This window comes from Azospirillum brasilense (assembly GCF_022023855.1).
GTDB classification, from domain to species: Bacteria; Pseudomonadota; Alphaproteobacteria; order Azospirillales; family Azospirillaceae; genus Azospirillum; species Azospirillum brasilense_F.
In genome coordinates, this window is record NZ_CP059450.1 from 1,697,761 (window position 1) to 1,717,042 (window position 19,282).

Annotated in this window: 19 protein-coding genes; 9 read left to right on the forward strand and 10 right to left on the reverse strand. The window is 69.2% G+C overall.

Annotation, left to right across the window (positions count from 1 at the left end; translation table 11 throughout):
* The first annotated feature begins 64 nt into the window (after positions 1-64).
* From H1Q64_RS21160 to mnhG, 9 genes are all read left to right on the forward strand, one after another.
* Positions 65-1,048 (forward strand): phosphoribosylaminoimidazolesuccinocarboxamide synthase, encoded by a 984-nt coding sequence (locus H1Q64_RS21160; RefSeq protein ID WP_237905478.1) that lies wholly within the window; start codon positions 65-67, stop codon positions 1,046-1,048.
* Positions 1,048-1,992 carry a D-2-hydroxyacid dehydrogenase family protein gene (locus tag H1Q64_RS21165; RefSeq protein WP_237905479.1) on the forward strand — a complete coding sequence of 315 codons (945 nt, stop codon included), beginning with the start codon at positions 1,048-1,050 and terminating at the stop codon, positions 1,990-1,992. The genes H1Q64_RS21160 and H1Q64_RS21165 overlap by 1 nt, the downstream gene beginning before the upstream one ends.
* A gap of 481 nt (positions 1,993-2,473) precedes the next feature.
* Positions 2,474-2,962: a PTS sugar transporter subunit IIA gene (locus tag H1Q64_RS21170; protein ID WP_237905480.1), complete on the forward strand. Its 489-nt coding sequence runs from the start codon at positions 2,474-2,476 to the stop codon at positions 2,960-2,962.
* Positions 2,963-3,078: 116 nt separating this feature from the next.
* A complete protein-coding gene (locus H1Q64_RS21175) occupies positions 3,079-6,045 on the forward strand; it encodes a monovalent cation/H+ antiporter subunit A (RefSeq protein ID WP_237906485.1) in 2,967 nt (988 codons plus the stop codon).
* The gene (locus tag H1Q64_RS21180) at positions 6,045-6,389 is read left to right on the forward strand and encodes a Na+/H+ antiporter subunit C (RefSeq protein WP_014197933.1); all 345 of its coding nucleotides are present in this window, start codon (positions 6,045-6,047) and stop codon (positions 6,387-6,389) included. The genes H1Q64_RS21175 and H1Q64_RS21180 overlap by 1 nt, the downstream gene beginning before the upstream one ends.
* An 8-nt stretch (positions 6,390-6,397) precedes the next feature.
* Positions 6,398-8,017, forward strand: a complete 1,620-nt coding sequence (locus H1Q64_RS21185; protein ID WP_237906486.1) for a monovalent cation/H+ antiporter subunit D — start codon at positions 6,398-6,400, stop codon at positions 8,015-8,017.
* Positions 8,014-8,502: a Na+/H+ antiporter subunit E gene (locus tag H1Q64_RS21190; protein WP_237905481.1), complete on the forward strand. Its 489-nt coding sequence runs from the start codon at positions 8,014-8,016 to the stop codon at positions 8,500-8,502. The genes H1Q64_RS21185 and H1Q64_RS21190 overlap by 4 nt, the downstream gene beginning before the upstream one ends.
* Positions 8,499-8,780: a K+/H+ antiporter subunit F gene (locus H1Q64_RS21195; protein WP_237905482.1), complete on the forward strand. Its 282-nt coding sequence runs from the start codon at positions 8,499-8,501 to the stop codon at positions 8,778-8,780. The genes H1Q64_RS21190 and H1Q64_RS21195 overlap by 4 nt, the downstream gene beginning before the upstream one ends.
* Positions 8,777-9,178, forward strand: a complete 402-nt coding sequence (gene mnhG / locus H1Q64_RS21200) for a monovalent cation/H(+) antiporter subunit G (protein WP_237905483.1) — start codon at positions 8,777-8,779, stop codon at positions 9,176-9,178. The genes H1Q64_RS21195 and mnhG overlap by 4 nt, the downstream gene beginning before the upstream one ends.
* A 40-nt stretch (positions 9,179-9,218) precedes the next feature.
* On the opposite strand, the gene H1Q64_RS21205 is transcribed toward mnhG, so the two are convergent.
* The 10 genes from H1Q64_RS21205 to H1Q64_RS21250 form a co-directional block, all read right to left on the reverse strand.
* Positions 9,219-9,641: a VOC family protein gene (locus H1Q64_RS21205; RefSeq protein ID WP_237905484.1), complete on the reverse strand. Its 423-nt coding sequence runs from the start codon at positions 9,639-9,641 to the stop codon at positions 9,219-9,221.
* A gap of 138 nt (positions 9,642-9,779) precedes the next feature.
* Positions 9,780-10,964, reverse strand: coding sequence for a porin (locus H1Q64_RS21210; protein ID WP_237905485.1), 1,185 nt, complete (start codon positions 10,962-10,964; stop codon positions 9,780-9,782).
* A gap of 61 nt (positions 10,965-11,025) precedes the next feature.
* Positions 11,026-11,913, reverse strand: a complete 888-nt coding sequence (locus H1Q64_RS21215) for a hypothetical protein (protein ID WP_237905486.1) — start codon at positions 11,911-11,913, stop codon at positions 11,026-11,028.
* Entirely contained in the window at positions 11,910-12,335 is a 426-nt protein-coding gene (locus H1Q64_RS21220) for an SET domain-containing protein (protein ID WP_237905487.1), read from the reverse strand. Before H1Q64_RS21220 ends, H1Q64_RS21215 begins: the two co-directional genes overlap by 4 nt.
* A 24-nt stretch (positions 12,336-12,359) precedes the next feature.
* Complete coding sequence (locus tag H1Q64_RS21225; RefSeq protein WP_237905488.1) at positions 12,360-13,526, reverse strand: SDR family oxidoreductase; 1,167 nt, start codon at positions 13,524-13,526, stop codon at positions 12,360-12,362.
* A gap of 82 nt (positions 13,527-13,608) precedes the next feature.
* Positions 13,609-15,273, reverse strand: coding sequence for an ATP-binding cassette domain-containing protein (locus H1Q64_RS21230; protein WP_237905489.1), 1,665 nt, complete (start codon positions 15,271-15,273; stop codon positions 13,609-13,611).
* A 7-nt stretch (positions 15,274-15,280) separates the two neighbouring features.
* Positions 15,281-16,609 carry an SPFH domain-containing protein gene (locus H1Q64_RS21235; RefSeq protein WP_237905490.1) on the reverse strand — a complete coding sequence of 443 codons (1,329 nt, stop codon included), beginning with the start codon at positions 16,607-16,609 and terminating at the stop codon, positions 15,281-15,283.
* Between the two features lies 1 nt (position 16,610).
* Positions 16,611-18,320 (reverse strand): ATP-binding cassette domain-containing protein, encoded by a 1,710-nt coding sequence (locus H1Q64_RS21240; RefSeq protein WP_237905491.1) that lies wholly within the window; start codon positions 18,318-18,320, stop codon positions 16,611-16,613.
* A 9-nt stretch (positions 18,321-18,329) separates the two neighbouring features.
* Positions 18,330-19,091 (reverse strand): substrate-binding periplasmic protein, encoded by a 762-nt coding sequence (locus H1Q64_RS21245; protein ID WP_237905492.1) that lies wholly within the window; start codon positions 19,089-19,091, stop codon positions 18,330-18,332.
* Positions 19,088-19,258, reverse strand: coding sequence for a hypothetical protein (locus tag H1Q64_RS21250; protein WP_014197919.1), 171 nt, complete (start codon positions 19,256-19,258; stop codon positions 19,088-19,090). Before H1Q64_RS21250 ends, H1Q64_RS21245 begins: the two co-directional genes overlap by 4 nt.
* Positions 19,259-19,282: the final 24 nt, after the last annotated feature.

Below are 19,282 nucleotides of genomic sequence, written 5' to 3' on the forward strand. Positions count from 1 at the left end.
AACCGCGCTGGCCCCGCGCGGCGATTGCGCTATCATGCGCCTCCCTTTTGCCGGATCTGGAACCATGGTCGATACCGCTCAGCTTGCTCCGCATCTGTCCAACGTCGTCAAGGACGCCGCCATTCCCGAGCTGCCCAACCACTACCGGGGCAAGGTGCGCGAGAATTACGACCTTCCCGACGGGCGGCGCATCATCATCGCCACCGACCGGCTGTCGGCCTTCGACATCATCCTGACCGCCATCCCCTTCAAGGGGCAGGTGCTGACCCAGATCGCCCGCTACTGGTTCGAGGCGACGAAGGACCTTTGCCCGAACCACGTCCTGGAATACCCGGACCCCAACGTCGTGGTCGCCAAACGGCTGACCATCATGCCGGTGGAGATCGTGGTCCGCGACTATCTGGCCGGCACCACCGGCACCTCGCTGTGGACGATGTACAAGAAGGGCCGTCGGGAGATGTACGGCCACGTCTTCCCCGACGGGCTGCGCGAGAACCAGAAGCTGCCGGAAACGATCATCACCCCGACCACCAAGGCGTTCGACGCCGGCCATGACGAGGAGCTGACCGCCGCCCAGATCGTGGAGCGCGGGCTGCTGACCCAGGCCCAGTGGGACGAGGTGACGGCGAAGGCGCTGGCCCTGTTCGCCCGCGGGCGCGAGATCGCGGCGGCGCGCGGCCTGATCCTGGTCGACACCAAGTACGAGTTCGGCTTCGATGAGGCGGGCAACATCATCCTGGCCGATGAGATCCACACGCCGGACAGCAGCCGCTACTGGTTCGCCGCCAGCTATCCGGAGCGGTACGAGGCCGGGCAGCGTCCGGAGAGCTTCGACAAGGATTTCGTGCGGAGCTGGGTGACCCAGCGCTGCGACCCCTACAAGGACGCCATCCCGGAAATCCCGGCGGAGGTCGTGCTTGAGGCCGCCCGCATCTACATCGAGGCGTTCGAGACCATCACCGGCCAGACCTTCCAGGTCCCGGCGGAGGTCACGCCGGCGGTGGAGCGCATCCGGGCCAATCTGGCGCCCTATTTCGCGAAGCCGTGATGAAGATCGCCATCCTCGACGATTACCAGAACGTCGCGCGCGATCTGGCGGAATGGCATCGCCTGCCCAACGGCAGCGCGCTGACGGTCTTCGAACGGCCGATCCCGGCGGAGGAGGTGGCGGGCACGCTCGCCCCCTACAGCGTCCTGGTGATCATGCGGGAACGCACGCCGTTCCCCGCGTCGCTGATCGACGCGCTGCCGAACCTGCGGCTTCTGGTCACCACGGGGGGCCGCAACAACGCCATCGATCTGGAGGCCTGCAAGGCCCGCGGCATCACCGTCTGTGGGACCGGCATGGTCGGCACCCCGACGGCTGAGCTGACCTGGGGGCTGATCCTGGCGCTGGTCAAGCGCATCCCGCAGGAGGAGCGCGGCCTGCGCGCCGGGCGCTGGCAGGCCGGCCTGACGCAGGGGCTGGCCGGCAAGCGCCTCGGCCTCGTCGGGCTGGGCCGGCTGGGCACCCAGGTGGCGCGGGTCGGCCAGGCCTTCGGGATGGAGGTCGCGGCCTGGAGCCCCAACCTGACCGACGAGCGGGCGGCGGCGGCCGGCGTGGTCCGGCTGGACAAGCGCGACCTGTTCGCCACCTCCGACATCGTCAGCGTCCATCTGGTGCTGGGCGAGCGGACGCGGGGCGTAGTCGGGGCGGACGACATCGACGCGATGAAGCCCTCGGCCTTCTTCGTGAACACCTCGCGCGCCGGTCTGGTGGATGGGGACGCCCTGCTGGCAGCCCTGCACGAACACCGCATCGCGGGCGCCGGGCTGGACGTCTTCCCGGTGGAGCCGCTGCCGGTGGACAGCCCCTGGCTGGAGGCACCGAACACGGTGCTGACGCCGCATCTGGGCTATGTCACCCGCGAGAACTACGAGGTCTTCTACCGCGACGCGCTGGATGACATCCTCGCTTGGCACGCCGGCGAGCCGGTGCGGATGCTCGCGTAAGGACGGGACGGCACCGCCCCGCCCTTTCCCCATGGCGCGGGGGAGGGCGGGGCGTCCCCCATGGGCGCAAGCCCTTGATAATTTTCAGGCTTCCGTGTCTTTCCCGGATCAGCCCTCCAGGCGGCGCCGTCTTGCCCCGCCCATCCGCTTTTTCGCCCCCGCAGCACGGATTGTGGGATTACAGCCGCGGCCAAGACGTAGATGGATGGCACCCCCGCCACTTGCGGGGCGCGATTCCATTCCCAAAATGGGTGTGGAGCCTGAGGCAAGGGTGGGAAAGGAACGAGGTGTGTTGCGAGGCGCGGGCCCTGCCGGCGCTGCGTGTCCGTGGGGTGGGGCGGCCACCGGTCCCGGCGGCGATTGGCGTCGTGGACAAGGCGTGCTGAATTTGATTGGAAGTCTGTTGGTTCACGGCCATCCCGGCACGGACCGCGGACGGTCGGGACAGGAGACGGAAGGTTTGCCACCCATGGAGACAGGAATGAACATCTCGGACCTCTTGTCCGCACACAACGTCATTCTCGATGCAGGGCCGGCCAACAAGGAAACCCTGCTCGACCTTCTCGCCACCGAGGCCTCCAGCCGCATCGGAGCCCCCAAGGAAGAGATTCTTAAGGCCCTGCAGGCGCGGGAGCACATCGGCTCCACGGCGCTGGGCAAGGGTGTGGCGCTTCCCCATACGGAGCTGCGTGGGACCGAAAGCCCGCTGGTGCTGTTCGCGCGGCTCCGCAAACCCATCGATTTCGAGGCCCGCGACGACGAGCCGGTGGACCTGTTCTTCCTCGTCCTCTGGCCGACCGCGACCCGCAAGGGCCTGCTTCCCGTCATGGGCGAGATCTGCCAGGCCCTGCGCGACCCGCAATCCCTGCGCAAGCTGCGTCAGGCGGAGACGCCCGACGCGGTGGTGCAGCTCGTCCGTCAGGCGCTTCCCCCCAACGCCGAACGGGAGCTTGACGACGACGATTTCTGACCTGACGACGTCCGGCCGGCGCGGCGAGGGACCTCCATCCTTCCTATATTCGTAAAGCCGCCAGTTCTCAGCATTTTGGCCCCTCCGATTGCCCGAGACCCCCTTTGTCACAGACCATGTCCGACGCCCTGTTGCTCCTGGCCGCCACCGGCCTTCCGTTTGTTGGCGCGATCGTCGCCGGGATGCTGCCGACGCACGCGCGCAACACCGCGGCGTGGCTGGCCGGTGCGATCGCGATCATCGGGCTGGGTCTGGTGTGGGCGGCCTACCCGACAGTGGCGGCGGGCGGGGTGATCCGCCATTCGATGGCCTGGATGCCGTCGCTCGGCCTCGACCTCACGTTGCGGATGGACGGCTTCGCCTGGCTGTTCGCCGGGCTGGTGTTCGGGGTCGGCGCGCTCGTCGTGCTGTACGCGCGCTATTACATGTCGGCCGACGATCCGGTCCCGCGCTTCTTCGCGTTCCTGCTGGCCTTCATGGGGTCGATGACGGGGGTGGTGCTCTCCGGCAACCTGATCCAGCTCGCCTTCTTCTGGGAGCTGACCAGCCTCTTCTCCTTCCTGCTGATCGGCTACTGGCACCACACGGCGGCGGCGCGCGACGGCGCGCGCATGGCGCTGACCATCACCGCGACGGGCGGGCTGTGCCTGTTCGCGGGGGTGCTGCTGCTCGGCCACATCGTCGGCAGCTACAACCTCGACGTCGTTCTGGCCTCGGGCGACAAGATCCGCGGGCATGCGCTCTACCTGCCGGCGCTGGTCCTCATCCTGATGGGCGCACTGACCAAGAGCGCGCAGTTCCCGTTCCATTTCTGGCTGCCGCACGCCATGGCGGCGCCCACCCCCGTTTCGGCCTATCTGCATTCGGCGACCCTGGTGAAGGCCGGCGTCTTCCTGATGGCCCGCCTGTGGCCGGTGCTGGCGGGAACGGAGGCGTGGTTCTGGATCGTCGGCAGCGCCGGTCTGGCCACCCTGCTGATCGGGGCCTATGTGGCGATCTTCCAGAACGACCTGAAAGGACTTCTGGCCTATTCGACCATCAGCCATCTCGGGCTGATCACGCTGCTGCTCGGCCTCAACAGCGAACTCGCCATGGTCGCGGCGATCTTCCACATCCTCAACCACGCCGCCTTCAAGGCGTCGCTGTTCATGGCCGCCGGCATCATCGACCATGAGACGGGAACCCGCGATCTCCGGCGCCTGTCCGGCCTGAACCGCTTCATGCCCTTCACGACGCGGCTGGCGATGGTGGCGGCGGCGGCCATGGCGGGCGTGCCGCTGATGAACGGCTTCATCTCGAAGGAGATGTTCTTCGCCGAGACGCTGACGGCCCAGGGGTCCGTGACCTTCCTCCTCGACATCCTGCCCTTCGCCGCGATGGTGGCGAGCGCCTTCGCCGTGGCCTACTCGTTGCGCTTCATCCACGGCGCCTTCTTCGGCCCCGACCCGGTCGACCTGCCGCACCTGCCGCACGAGCCGCCGGCCTGGATGCGGCTGCCCGTCGAGATCCTGGCGCTGGCCTGCATCATCATCGGGCTGCTGCCCGCGGCCACCGTGGGGCCGTACCTGAACATGGCGGCCCACGCCGCGCTCGGCGCCGCGACCCCGGAATACAGTCTGGCGGTCTGGCACGGCTTCAACACGCCGCTGGTGATGAGCCTGCTCGCCCTGGCGGCCGGCGTGACGCTCTACTTCCTGCTGCAGCCGCTGTTCCGGAACAACATCGAGGGTCCGCCCTTCATCAGCCGCCTGGAAGGCCGCCGCATGTTCGAGCGGAGCATGGTCTTCCTGTCCTGGCGCCTCGCCCGGACGCTGGAAGGCCTGCTGGGCACCCGGCGCCTGCAGCCCCAGCTGCGTCTGGTCGTCTGCGTCGCCATCCTGGCCGCGGGCTGGGCGGTCTACCGGCGCGGGCTCGGCCCCGGCAATCTGGTGCCGCAGGGTATCGACCCCGTGCTCGCCCTGATCTGGGCGATCGGCGCGGCCTGCGCGCTGGGAGCGGCGTGGCAGGCCAAGTTCCACCGCCTCGCCGCGCTGATTCTGCTCGGCGGCACCGGTCTGGTCACCTGCGTCACCTTCGTCTGGTTCTCCGCCCCCGACCTCGCTCTGACCCAGCTGCTGGTCGAGATCGTCACCACGATCCTGCTGCTGCTCGGCCTGCGCTGGCTGCCCAAGCGGCTTCCCGGCACCGGCACGTCGGAAGTGATGCGGACGGGGCGCCGCCTGCGCGACCTCGCCATCGCCATCACCGCCGGGATCGGCATGGCCGGGCTGGCCTTCGGCGTGATGACCCGCTTCCCGCCGGAAATCCTGGCGCAGCATTTCCTGGAGCGCGCCTACACCGAGGGTGGCGGCACCAACGTCGTCAACGTGATCCTGGTCGACTTCCGCGGATTCGACACGTTGGGCGAGATCGCTGTGCTGGGCGTGGTGGCGCTGACCGCCTACGCGCTGCTGCGCCGCTTCCGCCCGGCCCCCGACAGCGTGGACGTGCCGGAGCAGCAGCGCGACCAGAGCGCCTACGACATCGCCCGGCCGGAGCGGCGGGAAGGCGACACGGTGGCCGACTGGCTGCTGATCCCGTCGGTGATCGCGCGCCTGCTGTTCCCGGTGGTCGGCATGGTCGCGCTGTTCCTGCTGCTGCGCGGCCACGACCTGCCCGGCGGCGGCTTCGCCGCGGGGCTGATGGGCTCGATCGCGATGATCCTGCAATACATGCTGGGCGGCACGCAGTGGGTGGAGGCGCGGCTGCGCGTGCTGCCGCTGCGCTGGATGGGCCTCGGGCTCCTGCTGGCCGCCGGCACGGGCCTGGGCGCCCTGCTGTTCGGCCGGCCCTTCCTGACCACCTATTTCGCCTACGCGGACCTGCCGCTCATCGGGGAGATTCCCACGGCCAGCGCGCTGCTGTTCGACATCGGCGTGTTCGCGCTGGTCATCGGCGCCACCATGCTGACCCTGATCGCGCTGGCCCGCCAGTCGGTCCGCGGACATCGCGCCGCCGCGCCGCGCGCCGCGGCAGTGAGCGCACCGCCCGCGTCCGCTCCGGTCCCGACCGGTGCACAGACCGCCGCAACCGGAGACGATTGATGGAACTTATCCTCGCCCTCGGGATCGGGGTGCTGACGGGCTCCGGTGTCTGGCTGCTGCTGCGTCCCCGCACCTTCCAGGTCATCATCGGCCTGTCGCTGCTCTCCTATGCCGTCAACCTCTTCATCTTCTCGACCGGCGGCCTGCGCACGGGGGCGGCCCCGGTGCTGGAGCGCGGCATGGCCGGCAGCCTCGCCACCCACGCCGACCCGGTGCCGCAGGCACTGGTCCTCACGGCCATCGTCATCAGCTTCGCGACGACGGCGCTGTTCCTCGTCCTGCTCCTCGCCGCGCGGGGCCTGACGGGAACCGACCATGTGGATGGTAAGGAGAAGTCCCGGTGAACGGGTGGATGGATCATCTGGTGATCGCGCCGATCATCATCCCGCTGCTGGTCGGCGCGCTGCTGATGCTGATCGACGAGCGGCGGCGGACGCTGAAGGCCACGCTTGGCGTGGCGTCAGCGTCGGCGCTGCTGGCGCTGGCGGTGCTGCTGCTCTATCTGACGGACCACACCGCCACCGGGGCGGACGCCACCGTGCGCGTCTACCGGCTGGGCGACTGGCCGTCGCTGTTCGGCATCGTCCTGGTGCTCGACCGGCTGTCGGCGATGATGCTGGTGCTGACCGGCATCCTGGGGCTGTCCGCCCTGGTCTTCGCGTTGGCGCGCTGGCAGAAGGCGGGCGCCCATTTCCATTCGCTGTTCCAGTTCCAGCTGATGGGTCTGAACGGCGCCTTCCTGACCGGCGATCTGTTCAACCTCTTCGTCTTCTTCGAGATCATGCTGGCCGCCTCCTACGGGCTGGCGCTGCACGGCTCCGGCCTCGCCCGCGTCCGCGCCGGGCTGCACTACATCGCCATCAATCTGGCGGCGTCCCTGCTCTTTCTGATCGGGGTGAGCATGATCTACGGCGTGTCCGGCACGCTGAACATGGCCGAGCTGGCCGTGCGTATCGCCGGGATCGCTCCGGAGGACCGCGGGCTGCTGGAGGCCGGGGCGGCGATCCTCGGCGTCGCCTTCCTGATCAAGGCGGGCATGTGGCCGCTGGGCTTCTGGCTGCCCAACACCTACACCACGGTCGGCGCGCCGTCCGCCGCGATCATCTCGATCCTCAGCAAGGTCGGCATCTACGCCATCATCCGGATCTGGCTGCTGGTCTTCGGCGACAGCGCCGGCACCTCGGCCGGGTTCGGCGGGCACTGGCTGCTGATCGGCGGCGTCCTGACCATCGCCTTCGGCTCCATCGCGGTGCTGGCGACGCAGAATCTGGCGCGGCTGGCCGGGGCGAGCGTGCTGGTGTCCTCCGGCACACTGCTGGCCGCCGTCGGCGCCGGGCAGGTGGCGGTGACCGGCGGCGCGCTGTTCTACATGACCAGCTCCGTCCTGGCGATCGCCGGGCTGTTCCTGCTGATCGAGCTGGTCGAGCGCGGCCGCATGGTCGGCGCCGACGTGCTGGCGGTGACGCGCGAGGCCTTCGGCGAGGGCGAGGACGAGGAATCGGATGACGACGACGCCATCGGCGTGTCGATTCCGGCGATCATGGCGATCCTCGGCATCGCCTTCATGGCCTGCGCGCTTCTGCTCGCCGGCCTGCCGCCGCTGTCCGGCTTCCTCGCCAAGTTCGCCATCCTGGCGCCGATGCTGGCGCAGGGGGCGGAGGGGCTTCCCTTCACCACCTGGGCGCTGATGGCGGCGCTGATCCTGTCCGGTCTGGCGACGGTCGTCGCGATGAGCCGCACCGGCATCGACGTCTTCTGGGCGTCGCCCGCGGGCGATCTGCCGCGCGTGCGCCTCGTCGAACTCGGGCCGGTGATGATGCTTCTGGCGCTCTGCGTGGCGCTGACCGTCCAGGCCGGTCCGGTGATGCGCTACATGGAGGACACCGCCCGCTCCCTTCACGGGCCGGAACGCTACGTCCAGGGGGTGATGACGACCGCGGCGCCGGGGACCGGCAAGGGGGCCGCGCCATGAAGCGCTGGCTGCCCTATCCGCTGCTGACCGCCGCGCTCGTGGCGATGTGGCTGCTGCTGACCGAGAGCGTGGCGCTGGGCTCCATCCTGATGGGCGCCATCCTGGCGACCGTCACGGTCTGGGGATTCGCGGCACTCGACCCGCCGGGCGGCCGGCTGAAGCGGCCGCGCGCCGTCGTCGCGCTGGCCGTGCTGGTGATGGGCGACATCGCGCGCTCCAACCTCGCGGTCGTCAAGATCATCCTCAACCCGCGCAAGACGGAGCGGGTGTCCGGCTTCCTCCACATCCCGCTCGACATGCGGGCTCCCTACGGTCTGGCGACGCTGGCCTGCATCATCACGGCGACGCCGGGGACGATCTGGGTGGAGTACAATTCCGCGAACAACACGATCCTTCTCCACATCCTCGATCTGGTCGATGAGAGCACCTGGATCGACACCATCAAGGGACGGTACGAGAGGCGCCTGATGGAGATCTTCGAATGACCGCCACGCTGCTGCTCTGGTCGATCTTCCTGGCGCAGATCCTGCTGGTCGTCGCGATGGCCTGCGCGACCTATCGCGTGCTGCGCGGGCCGCGGGCGCAGGACCGCGTGCTCGGGCTCGACACGCTGTACGTCAACGCCACCATGCTGCTGCTGACCTTCGGCATCCGCACCGGCAGCACGCTCTATTTCGAGGCGGCGCTGATCATCGCGCTGCTCGGCTTCGTCGCGACGGCGGCCTTGGCGAAGTTCCTCATGCGCGGAGAGGTGATCGAATGACGCATCTGGCCGACCTGCCGGTCTGGGCGGCGATCCCGGTGGCGCTGCTCCTCCTGCTCGGCGCCTCGCTGGCGCTGATCGGGTCCATCGGGTTCGTGCGGCTGCGCAGCTTCTACGAGCGCGTCCACGCCCCGACGCTGGGCACCAGCATGGGCATCGGCTTCGTGCTGCTGGCCTCGATGCTGTGCTTCACCGTGCTGCAGTCGCGACTGGTGCTGCACGAGATTCTGATCGCGGTCTCCATGCTCGTGACCACACCGATCACGCTGATGCTGCTCGCCCGCGCCGCCCTCTACCGCGATCGCAGCGAGGGCAGCGGCGACGTGCCGGCGGCCCCGCCGGCCCCGCCGGTCCAGACCGCCGCGCCGGCGGCCCCGGACGCCGCTCCGCCGGTGTAGACTCTCCTTCAGTACGTCAGGTCACCTGGACCTTTGGCAATCAGGTCGCCTCGACCTGGGCGAACATGCCGGAGTCGTTGGTGAAGCTCTTGAACTCCAGCCCGTTTCCGGAGGGATCGAGGACGAAGAAGGTCCCCTGCTCCGACGGCTTGCCGGGGTAGCGGATCTGCGGCTCCAGAAGGAAGGTCGCCCCGGCGGCCTCCAGCCGTTCCCTCAGCGTGTCCCACACCGGGCGCGGCAGCACCGCCCCGAAATGATGCAGAGGCACCGCCTTGCCGTCGACCATGCTGGTCTCGGTCGAGCGCGGCTCGGACGAGCGGTGGGCGGAGATCTGGTTGCCGAAGAAGTCGAAATCGATCCACCGCTCGGTGGAGCGCCCTTCGCGGCAGCCCAGGACATCGACGTAGAAGCGGCGGGTTTCCTCGATGTCCCGGATGGGAAAGGCGAGATGGAACGCGAACACCGGCGCACCCTTTTGACGTTGGTTCGGGTGGCCAGGGTAGACCGCGGTCCGTGGTGCCAACAAACGGTTTAAGCGCGGGTCGAGTGCGCGAAAACGCTGCGGCCCCGGTCCGGAACGCGAACCGGGGCCGCCGTGTGCTCAGAAGGCCAGACGGGTGTCGAGCATCACGATGTGCGCGCGGTCCTTCAGGTCGCCGCCGTCGGGGCGGGCCGCCTGCAAGGCGGATTGAACGTAGTCGTACTCCAGCCCGGCGGTGAAGCCGGGGGCGACGGTCCAGGTGACGCCGCCCTGCCAGATGTCCGCCTTGCTCGGCGTGGACATGGTCGCGCTGTCGTTGCCCAGCGCCCGCAGGTAGTTGGCGGCGAACAGCAGCGGCCCGGCGCTGTACTGCGCGCCGAAGATCCAGTTCTGCTGCGCCCGCGTCTGGGCGAGGCCCTCGGCGTAGCCGCTGTCGCCGCTGTAGGCGTAGCTGGCGCCGACCTTCACCGGCCCATAGCCGACGTTGGCCCCGACATGGACGGAGTTCAGGTCCTCGAAGGACTGGCTGACGACGCCGTCGGTCTGGCGCACCGCCTTGCCGGTCGCGTAGAAGGCGCTGCCCTCGATGCTGAAGTCGCCGACCGCGGTCTGAAAGGCGGCGCCGGCTTCGACCACGTCACGGAAGGACAGCAGATCGCCCAGCGCGTCGGTCGTGCGGCGGTTGACCGACGTGTTGGAGTCGCCGCTGCGCGGCATGTAGGACACCGCCGCCGACAGGCCGCCGAAGCTCGGCGTGATGTAGACGAACTTGGTCCCAGTGTCATAGGCGATCAGCGTGCGCAGGCTGGTGGCGGCCAGCGGCAGGGCGCCAAAGGTCGAGGAGCCGTTCAGGAACAGGATGCCGTTGCTGTCCGGGCTGCCGGCCACGCCCTCGACGTTCGGGCCGATCATCCCGTATTCGTCCGACAGGCCGTTGATGACGCCGGCCTGGATCGTGCCGAAGGCGCCGTTGGCGAAGAGGAAGGCGCGGTCGTTCTCGATGTTGCGGGTCGAGACTGTGGGATCGCCGTTGCCCGCCACGATGCGCAGCCGCGCGCCGTAGGTCAGGCCGTTGTCGGCGGTGGCCGTCGGGGTGACGACCAGACGGTAGCGGTTGGCGAACTCGCGCGAGCGCAGGCCCTCGTCCTGCTGCTGGCGGATGTAGGCGCCCTGGAAATAGGCGTCGCCGCCGAGGATCAGGTCGAAGCTCGGCTCGGCCAGGGCCGGAGCCGACGTCAGGGCGGCGAAGGCGGTGCCGGCGAGAGCGGCGGCGCGAAGGGAGAAGGCGTTCATGGGCGTCGTCATTCCAGGGTCGAGGCTTGCGGGGGCGATGTCTTGGTATTCCCTCTCCCCTCCGGGGAGAGGGTTAGGGTGAGGGGGTTGCGCGTGTCAGACCGTTCGGCAAAAGCGCAACCCCCTCACCGGCCCTTCGGGCCACCCTCTCCCCGCTTTCGGCGGACCGAAGGTCCGCCTGTCGCGTCAGCGCAAACGGAGTTTGCGCGTGAGCGGAGGGGAGAGGGTTAGTACAGAACCAGCGGCGGCCGAAGGCGGTGAGATTGTTGTCCTGCAGCCGAGCGAGGCAGAGGATCTCCACGCTGTCGGCCCAGCGCGGGTTGATGCGGCGGAACTGGGCGACGGCCGGGCTGTCCAGCTTGGCCTCGCTGATGGCGCGGGCCTCCTCGGTCAGGCCGTAGCCCTGCCACTGCCAGTCCACGGTGCCGGTGTCGGCGTCGTAGTAGTGGGCGAAGCACTCCCGCCCGATGTGGTCGCGGAACGCCCGGTCAAGGTCATCGGGGGGCTGGTCCGGATGCGGCGTGTGGCGGACGAACAGCATCGGCATGTAGCGGTAGGAGCGGTAGCCGACCGCGCTGTAGCTCCAGTACCAAAGCCGTCCCGACCGGTCGGCGCGGGCGCGGGCGACCATCTCGGCGACCATCGAGCGCACCAGCTCGTTCGACCCCCAGAAGCGGCGCTCCAGGATGCAGTGAGCGGTGTGGAAGGCGCCGACGGCGGTACCGCCGATCTCCATCATCTGGCGGTAGACGGTGGCGAAGCCGACCAGTTCCCCGGTCCCGGCGTCCTCCTGCAACACGCAGTGGTCGAGGTCTTCCAGCTCCTCGTTGAAGTAGTCCTCGCCGTAACCTTCGAACCAGACGCTGAGCAGGGCGAACATCGCCGCCCGGCGCTCCGGCGTCAGGGCCGCCGGCTCGACGAAGCTTGTCCGCAGGGGAGGGCGCGCCGCGGGCGTGGTCATTCCCCCGCTCCGGCCCTGGCCCCGGTCAAATAGAGTGCCGCCCCGGCCTCGCGCACGTCGGCGCAGATGTCCTCATAGTTGCAGGTGATCTCCTCCCCGGCGGCGATGTCGCGGCGGGCGACGAAGCGCCGCCAGTCGCCGGGATCGGCCCGCCCGATGGACGGGCCGTCGGCGTGGTTGAGGAACCGGGCGTCGTCCCCCGGCAGAAGGACGCCGATCCCTTCGATCACGCAGCCGTGGAAGTCGACCAGCCGGGCGACCTGCGGAAACTCCGCCAGCACGGCGTCGTCGGGCTCCAGCAGGCGGTCGATGCGGGCGTCGAACGCCCACACCGGCGTGCCGGCGGCGACCGCCTCCTCGGCGAAGAGTCCCAGCCCATGGATCGGGCTGGAGGCGAGGCGGGTGGCGATGAGGAGCGGCATGGCGTCCTTCTCCGGCGATGGGGATCAGGCGGCGGCGGTGGCCGGCGACCCGGCCGGGGCCAGCGACTCGTCGAACTCGAAGCTGGCGGCGTCGTCCACGAACTGCTCGGCGATGGTCGTGCCGGGATTCGTCAGGCAGACGCCGATGTAGTCGGCGAAGCGCGGCGGCGGGGTGAAGCCCTCGGCCAGCAGGCGGCTGTTGTCGAAGGCGATGTCCTGCGCGGTGAAGCGGTGGTACTTGCGCCCGCCGGCCATCATCGTCCGGTGCAGGATGTCGCGCTGCGGGAAGGCCAGGCGGAAGGCGCGGTCGAAGGGCTTCCAGCCTTCCGGACCCTTCGGGTCGAAGAAGCTGTAGGGGCGGGTGCCCTCATGGCCGTGCGCGGCGAAGGCGGCCTGGAAGTCGCTCCACATGGTGCGGCTGCCGAGGCCGGCGGAGATGTGGTAGAGGTTGTGCTTCAGCTCGGGCTTGCGCAGCAGGTCGTGCAGCCGGGCCGAGGCCCAGTCCACCGGAACGATGTCGATGAAGCCGTCCGGCGAGCAGGGCAGGACGCCGGTGCGGTCGACCAGCCGGAAGAACCAGAAGATGCTGGCGCTCGGGCGCACGCCCATCGCGGTGTGGCCGACGACGATGGACGGACGGCAGACGACGATCGGCAGGTCGGGGAAGCCGGCGGCCAGGGCGCGCTCCGCCGCCGCCTTGCTGCGGGTGTACTCGACGATGTGCGGCGTGTCGTGGCCGGGGGCCGGGGCCTCCTCGACCATCTCCAGCCACGGCGTCTCGCCGCAGCAGAAGGCGGTGCCGATGTGCAGGAAGCGCTGCAGATGCTTCATGCGGCGGGCGCGGGCGGCCAGCGCCAGCGTGCCGTCGACGTTGATCTGCCAGACGGAATGGCGGCTGTCGAAGGAGGTGTCGGCGGCGACGTGGACGATGTGGGTCACCGCGTCCAGCCGCGGGTCGGCGCTGGTCGCCAGCGACTGCAGGTCACCCGGAATGATCTGGCAGAGATCGGCGTAGGCCTGGGCCGTGGCGCGGTCGACGCAACGCATCAGGTTGGTGGCGAGACGGGCGCGGCAGGCGGCCTCGTCGGCGCCGCGGATCAGCAGCAGGCAGTCCGCCGCGGTCCCGTTCTTGACGGCGTCGAGGTAGAAGGAACCACCGAGAAAGCCGGTGCCGCCGGTGAGAAGGATCATGGTGTGCCTCAGTCTCGCGTCTGGGGGAGGGGAGGGTTCGGTTGGTGGCTCCGATCCGCCGGCACCGATCCGCTGGTCTGGATCAGGCGGGCAGCAGGTCGGGGGCCGGAAGGGCGGGGGTGTCGAGCCGGCGGATACCGCCCTGCTCGACCTGGATCTGCACGTCGGCGGCGTCGAAATACGCGTCGTCGTGGGTCACGGCGATCACGGTGATGCCGCGCGCCTTCATCCAGGGAATGATCTCGCGGTAGAATTTCCGCCGGAAGTAGGGGGACTGGTCGGCCGCCCATTCGTCGAGCACCAGCACGGGCTTGCGCTCCAGCAGGGCGGCGGCCAGCGCGAGGCGCTTCTTCTGCCCCTGCGACAGGTCCACCGTCGTGAAGGCGCGGTCCTCGACCGCCACCTTGTCGGACATCTCCAGCAGGTCGAGCAGCTCGTTGGCGAAGCCGTCCTCCAGCGACACCGCGCCGTAGAGCTGGCGGGTGACGTGGTTGTCGGAGAAGACGACGGAGAACAGGTCGCGGTAGGAGCCCAGCGTTTCCGCCGTCACCACGGCGCCGTCCACCGTCAGGCTGCCACGTTGCGCCGGGTAGAGGCCGAGCAGCATGTGGATCAGCGTGCTCTTGCCGGCACCGTTGTGGCCGGTGACGAAGACGACATCGCCGCGCTCCACCGTCAGGTCGATGGGACCGACGGTGAAGGAGCCGGTGCCGTCGCGTCCGGGGTGGCGGTAGGCGGCACCGTCGAGCGCGATGGTGGCGAAGTCGGCGAAGCCGGTCGGCGGCGCGTCCTTGGCCCGACGCTGCGCGGGGCGCGGCGGCGCCTTCAGCTCGGCCTCCACCGCCAGATAGGAACGGGCGGCGGTCTCGGCGCTGATGTAGGAGGGGTAGGAGGCGACGATGGTGATGACCGGGTAGGCGATGAAGGCGGCGGCGTGGCCGGCCAGCACGACGGTCGCGATGTCGGTGCTGGTGACCGCCGGCAGCAGGAAGATGATCCCGGCCAGCGCCGCGTAGTAGGTCAGCTCGCTCAGCGTGAAATAGTGGCTGTACTCGGCACCGAAGCGATGGCGCTCCGTCCGCAGCGCCTCGGCGCAGGCGGTGGCGTCGGACAGCGCGTTGGCGGCGCGGCGTCGGTTCAGCTTGCACTCGCGCAGCGTCTGCAGGATGTGGTCCGACCGCTCCGACAGCGCGCCCTCGGCCTCGTGGATCGTCTCCGACAGCCGCTCCAGCCGCAGGACGGAGCGGGTGATCAGGATGCCGCCGACCGTCAGGAAGGCCAGCACGATCAGCACTGCGGCGTTCGACAGCGAGGCGAGGTAGAGCAGGCACAGCACGATGGCCGCAACCGACTGGAAGCTGATGACCAGCGTCGGCACCGCCTGGGCCAGCAGTTGCAGCTCCGGCCCGGCCACCTGGGCGAGGCGGCTGGACCCGACCGCCATGGCGTCGGGCAGGTCGGCGGCCACCGCGCGGCGCAGCAGGTCGACGCGCAGGATCGCCAGCGCCGCCTGCATCCGCTTGGACGCCGCGCTCATCATCCAGCCCTGTGCGAACCGCCAGGAGAAGGCCGACAGCAGGAAGATGAACAGCAGACGCTGCAACCCCTCCGGATCGTCCATGATGACCAGCGCGCTGTTCAGCGAGGTCAGCAGGGCGAGGTTAAGGGCCGCCGCCAGCACCGCCAGCAGCATCAGCGGCTGCATGTTGCGCAGGGCGTCGCGTCTCAGGATGCGCCAGAGGTCCATCGCCGGCTCACTTGGACTGGATGAGGTCGAGCAGGCGGGACGGCGACATGTTCGACAGGATGGGGGCCGCGGCGGCCTTTCCGTCCTTGGCCGGTCCGCTGGCGGCCCCCGCCGGCTCGGGCTTGACGCCGGGAACCGGCGCGGTCGGCGAGCGGTGGGTGGCGGGTTCGGCCCCGGCGGTGTTCAGGCTGGGCATCTGGGCGACCGGCACCTGTCCGGGGGTGCCGTCGCCGCTCAGCGAGGGGAGCTGCGAGACGGGCGGGACCGGCAGGCTGCTGGGCGGCAGGCTGGTCTGCGGCAGGGTCACGGTGCCCGGCGCACCCGCGTGCGGCGCGCCGGGGGCGGGGGCGCCCGGCATCGGGAGGGTGGTGCCCTGGCCCGAGGCCGCGTCGAGGATCAGCGGCAACCCGCCGCTGGCGGCGTTGCCGATGACGACGATCTTGGCGTTGGGCGAATGGGCCAGCTCCAGCGTCGCCTCGATGCCGCGCCAGCGCAGGTAGTTCTCGGTCAGGTTGGCCTGGACCGTCTCCTGGAAGGCGCGGATGCCCTGTCCTTCGAGCTGCTTGCGCTGGCTCTCGAACAGCTCGCGCTGGAGGCGGAACTGGTATTCCTGGGCGGCCTGGTCCTGCTGGATCTTGCGCTCGATCGACACCATGATCGCCTCGGGCAGCGAGACGTTGCGGATCAGGATGTCCTGGATCAGCAGGTAGCCGGTCTTGGTCCGCCCGTCCGGCTTCGGCGTGTCCTCGGCCCCGATGATCTGGGCGTACATCACGCGGTCGGCGACCTGCTCGAAGGTCTCGGTCTGAACGCGCAGGCGGCGATGGGCGTAAAGCTCGTCGGCCTTGAAGCGCGACACGATCTCGCGCGAGACCGACCCGACCTCCGGCACCAGCAGCACTTCCAGATAGTTCGGCCCGACGTTCTTGTGCAGGGCGGCCAGCATCTCCGCGTAGGGGCGGTAGCGCACCGTGATCTCGATGCTGACATTCAGGCCGTCGTTGGCGATGGCCGAGTAGGAGCGGGTGTCCTCCTGCAGGCGCAGGTCGTAGACCTCGATCTTGTCCCACGGGAAGATGACGTGCACGCCCTCGGCCAGGGCCGGACCCATCTGGGTGCCCTGGTGGAAGCGCTTCCACAGCACGCCGCCGTGACCGGCGGGGATGAAGACGACGATCGACGGCGCGAAGTAGAGGAAGATCAGGATACCGACCAGCAGCGTGCACAGCAGCGACCGGCGGTGCTCCTCGTACCAGTTGCCGAGCAGCGCGCGCAGGCGCGACTTCGGCTGCGGCGTCGCGTCGGCGTCGTCGTAGGTGAAGGCCTGGTCAGCCATGTCACGCGGTCTCCTGGAGCAAAGCCGTGGCGGGGCGGGACGCGGCCCTGTCGGCCGGCGTGTCCATCTGCCCGTTTGTCATGTGAATGGTGACGTCGCAGACCGACGAGGCGTTGCCGTCGTGCGACACGAAGATCACGGTGCGGCCGAGCGCCCGCAGCTTGCCGATGATCTCGTTGGTGAAGCGGGTGCGGAACTCGGCGTCCTGGTCGGACGTCCATTCGTCGAGGATGATGATCGGACGCCCCTCCGCGACCGCGACGGCCAGGGCGACGCGGCGCCGCTGGCCCTTGGAGAGGTCGCGGTTGAGCAGGCCGTCGCCGGTCTCCGGAACCAGATGGTCGATCTTCAGATAGGCCAGCATCTCGCGGAACAGCTCCGCGTCGAAGGTCGGCCCCTGCGGCAGGCGGGTGAACAGGTGGTGATCCTGGAACACCGCGCAGAACAGGTCGCGGTAGGACTCCAGCCGGTCGCCCTCCACCGCCTGCCCGTCGAGCAGCACCTGCCCCTCGTCCGGGCGGAACAGCAGCGGGATGACGCGCAGAAGGGTGGACTTGCCCGACCCGTTGGCGCCGACGATGCCGACGACACTGCCCGCCGGGATGGTCATGTCGATGGGACCGATCACGAAGGGCTCGGGCCGCAGCCCGGCGCGGTAGGCGAAGCGCACCCCACGCAGCTCGATAGCGGAGAAGCGGCGCGGCGCGCGGGCCAGCTTCGACGGCGCGTATTCCGCCGCCGGCATGGCGGCAAGGAGGGTGGTGAGCTGGTTCGCCGCATCCTCCGCTGCGATGTAGTCGGGCACGGCGTTGAGGAACTTCGACAGCGGCCGGGCGAGGAACAGGATGACCGAGGTCACCAGCGGAAGCTCCGCCGCCGACAGCGCGCCCATGCGTGGGAAGATGAAGACGAAGACCGCGGAGAAGCCGATGACGATGGTGGCGATCCAGGAGAACAGCTCGCCCAGATTGCGCCCGTGGCGCCGCTTCAGGTCCTCCCATTGGGCAACGTCGGCCTCGACCGCCTGGGCCAGCTCGTCGCGCCGCGCCTTGCCCAGCTTGATCTCGGCGTTGCCGCCGACGATCTCGGAGAAGCCCTGGAGCATCCGCACCTCGGACTCCTTGGCTTGGCCCAGCAGGGCACGGGTCCGCTGCGCCTCGCGCACGTACCAGCCGCCGATCATCGCGCCGGCCACCAGAAGCAGCGTGGCGCCCACCGTGGTCAGCGTCCACAGGTAGAGGTAGGCCACGACCGCCACCAGCATCATGTTGGCGGCGATCGACAGGTTGGGCAGCAGCGCCGCGATGCGCTCCAGATGGTGGTTGCCGAGGTCGAAGGAGCGACGGGCCTGCATGTCGAGGATGTCGGCGTGGTTGCCCAGCGTGACGGTCTGCAGGAAGCGCCGCCGTACCCCGGCCAGCGCGCTGAAGCCGGTGGTCAGCACCAGCCCGACGAAGCGCTTGCTGAAGGCGTAGGAGACCAGCAACGACAGGCAGAAGATCAGGAAGGGCGTGTCCAGCACCTCGCCGCGCATCCAGCCGTTCAGCTCCGCGCTGAGGCTCATCAGGCTGATGAGGTTGGCGGTGGCGGCGACGCAGCCGGTGACCACCAGCCGGGTCAGGATCTCACGGTCGGCCAGCCCGATCAGGGGCAGCAGAGCCGAGACGGGCCGGCTGGGGGCGACACGCTTGGTTGTCTTGCTTTTGCTCATCGGTCCGCCTCACTCCGCCAGCCAGGAGTCGAGGATGCGGGTGATCGTGCCGTTGTCGCGCAGCTTGACGAAGGCGGCCTGCAGCCGCTCGGCTTTCTCCTTGCGCGCCTTGGGCATGGCGATGTAGCGGGGGATCAGGCCGAGCGGCTTGGGCAGGACGCGCACGTCCTTCAGCCGCCCGTCCTGCTTGGCCATGTGGTTCAGCACATGCAGGTCGCCGACGATCACGTCCACCCGGCCCAGGATCAGGCGGCGGAAATTGACCACATTGCTGCTCGACGGAACCTTTTCCAGATAGGTCGCGGCGTCGAAGTCCGGCGCGTAGGCGAAGCCGTCGACCACGCCGATGCGGTAGGGGGTCAGGTCCTCCAGCCGCTCGAAGGCGATGGGGGAGTCCTTGCGCACCATGAAGACGGTCGTGCCGGTGCGGAACGGGCCGATCATGTTGTACTGCGCGAAACGGGCGGGCGAGGCGATGAACTGGAACCCGACGTCGGCGGTGTTCTCGTCCATCGACCGGACGACCTCGGTCCAGGACAGCGGCCGGTGGACCGGGGTGATGTTCATCTCCTTCAGCAGGGCGACGACGATCTCGGTGTCGATCCCCGTGCGGGTGCCGTTGAAGGAGTAGTTGTAGGGCGGGAAATGGTCTTCCGACGCGATGGTCCAGTATTCGGCGCGCGCCGGAAGGGCCGTGGCGAGCAGCGCCAGCAGGACCGGCAGAAGAATCCGCAGAACCGGGCGGAGGATGGACGCCGTCGCCGCCGTCATGCCTTCGCCCGCTTCTTGCCGCGGGTGGTCAGCAGGATCATCACGAGAAGAGCGCCGGGCGGCGTCAGAACCACCGCCAGGAAGGCGTAAAGCAGGAAGCCGCCGCGGCGGCCGATCCCCAGAAACCCGACCAGCAGGCAGAGACCGATGTAGATCAGCTCGAACACGGCGATGCTTCCTTCTTTGCCCGG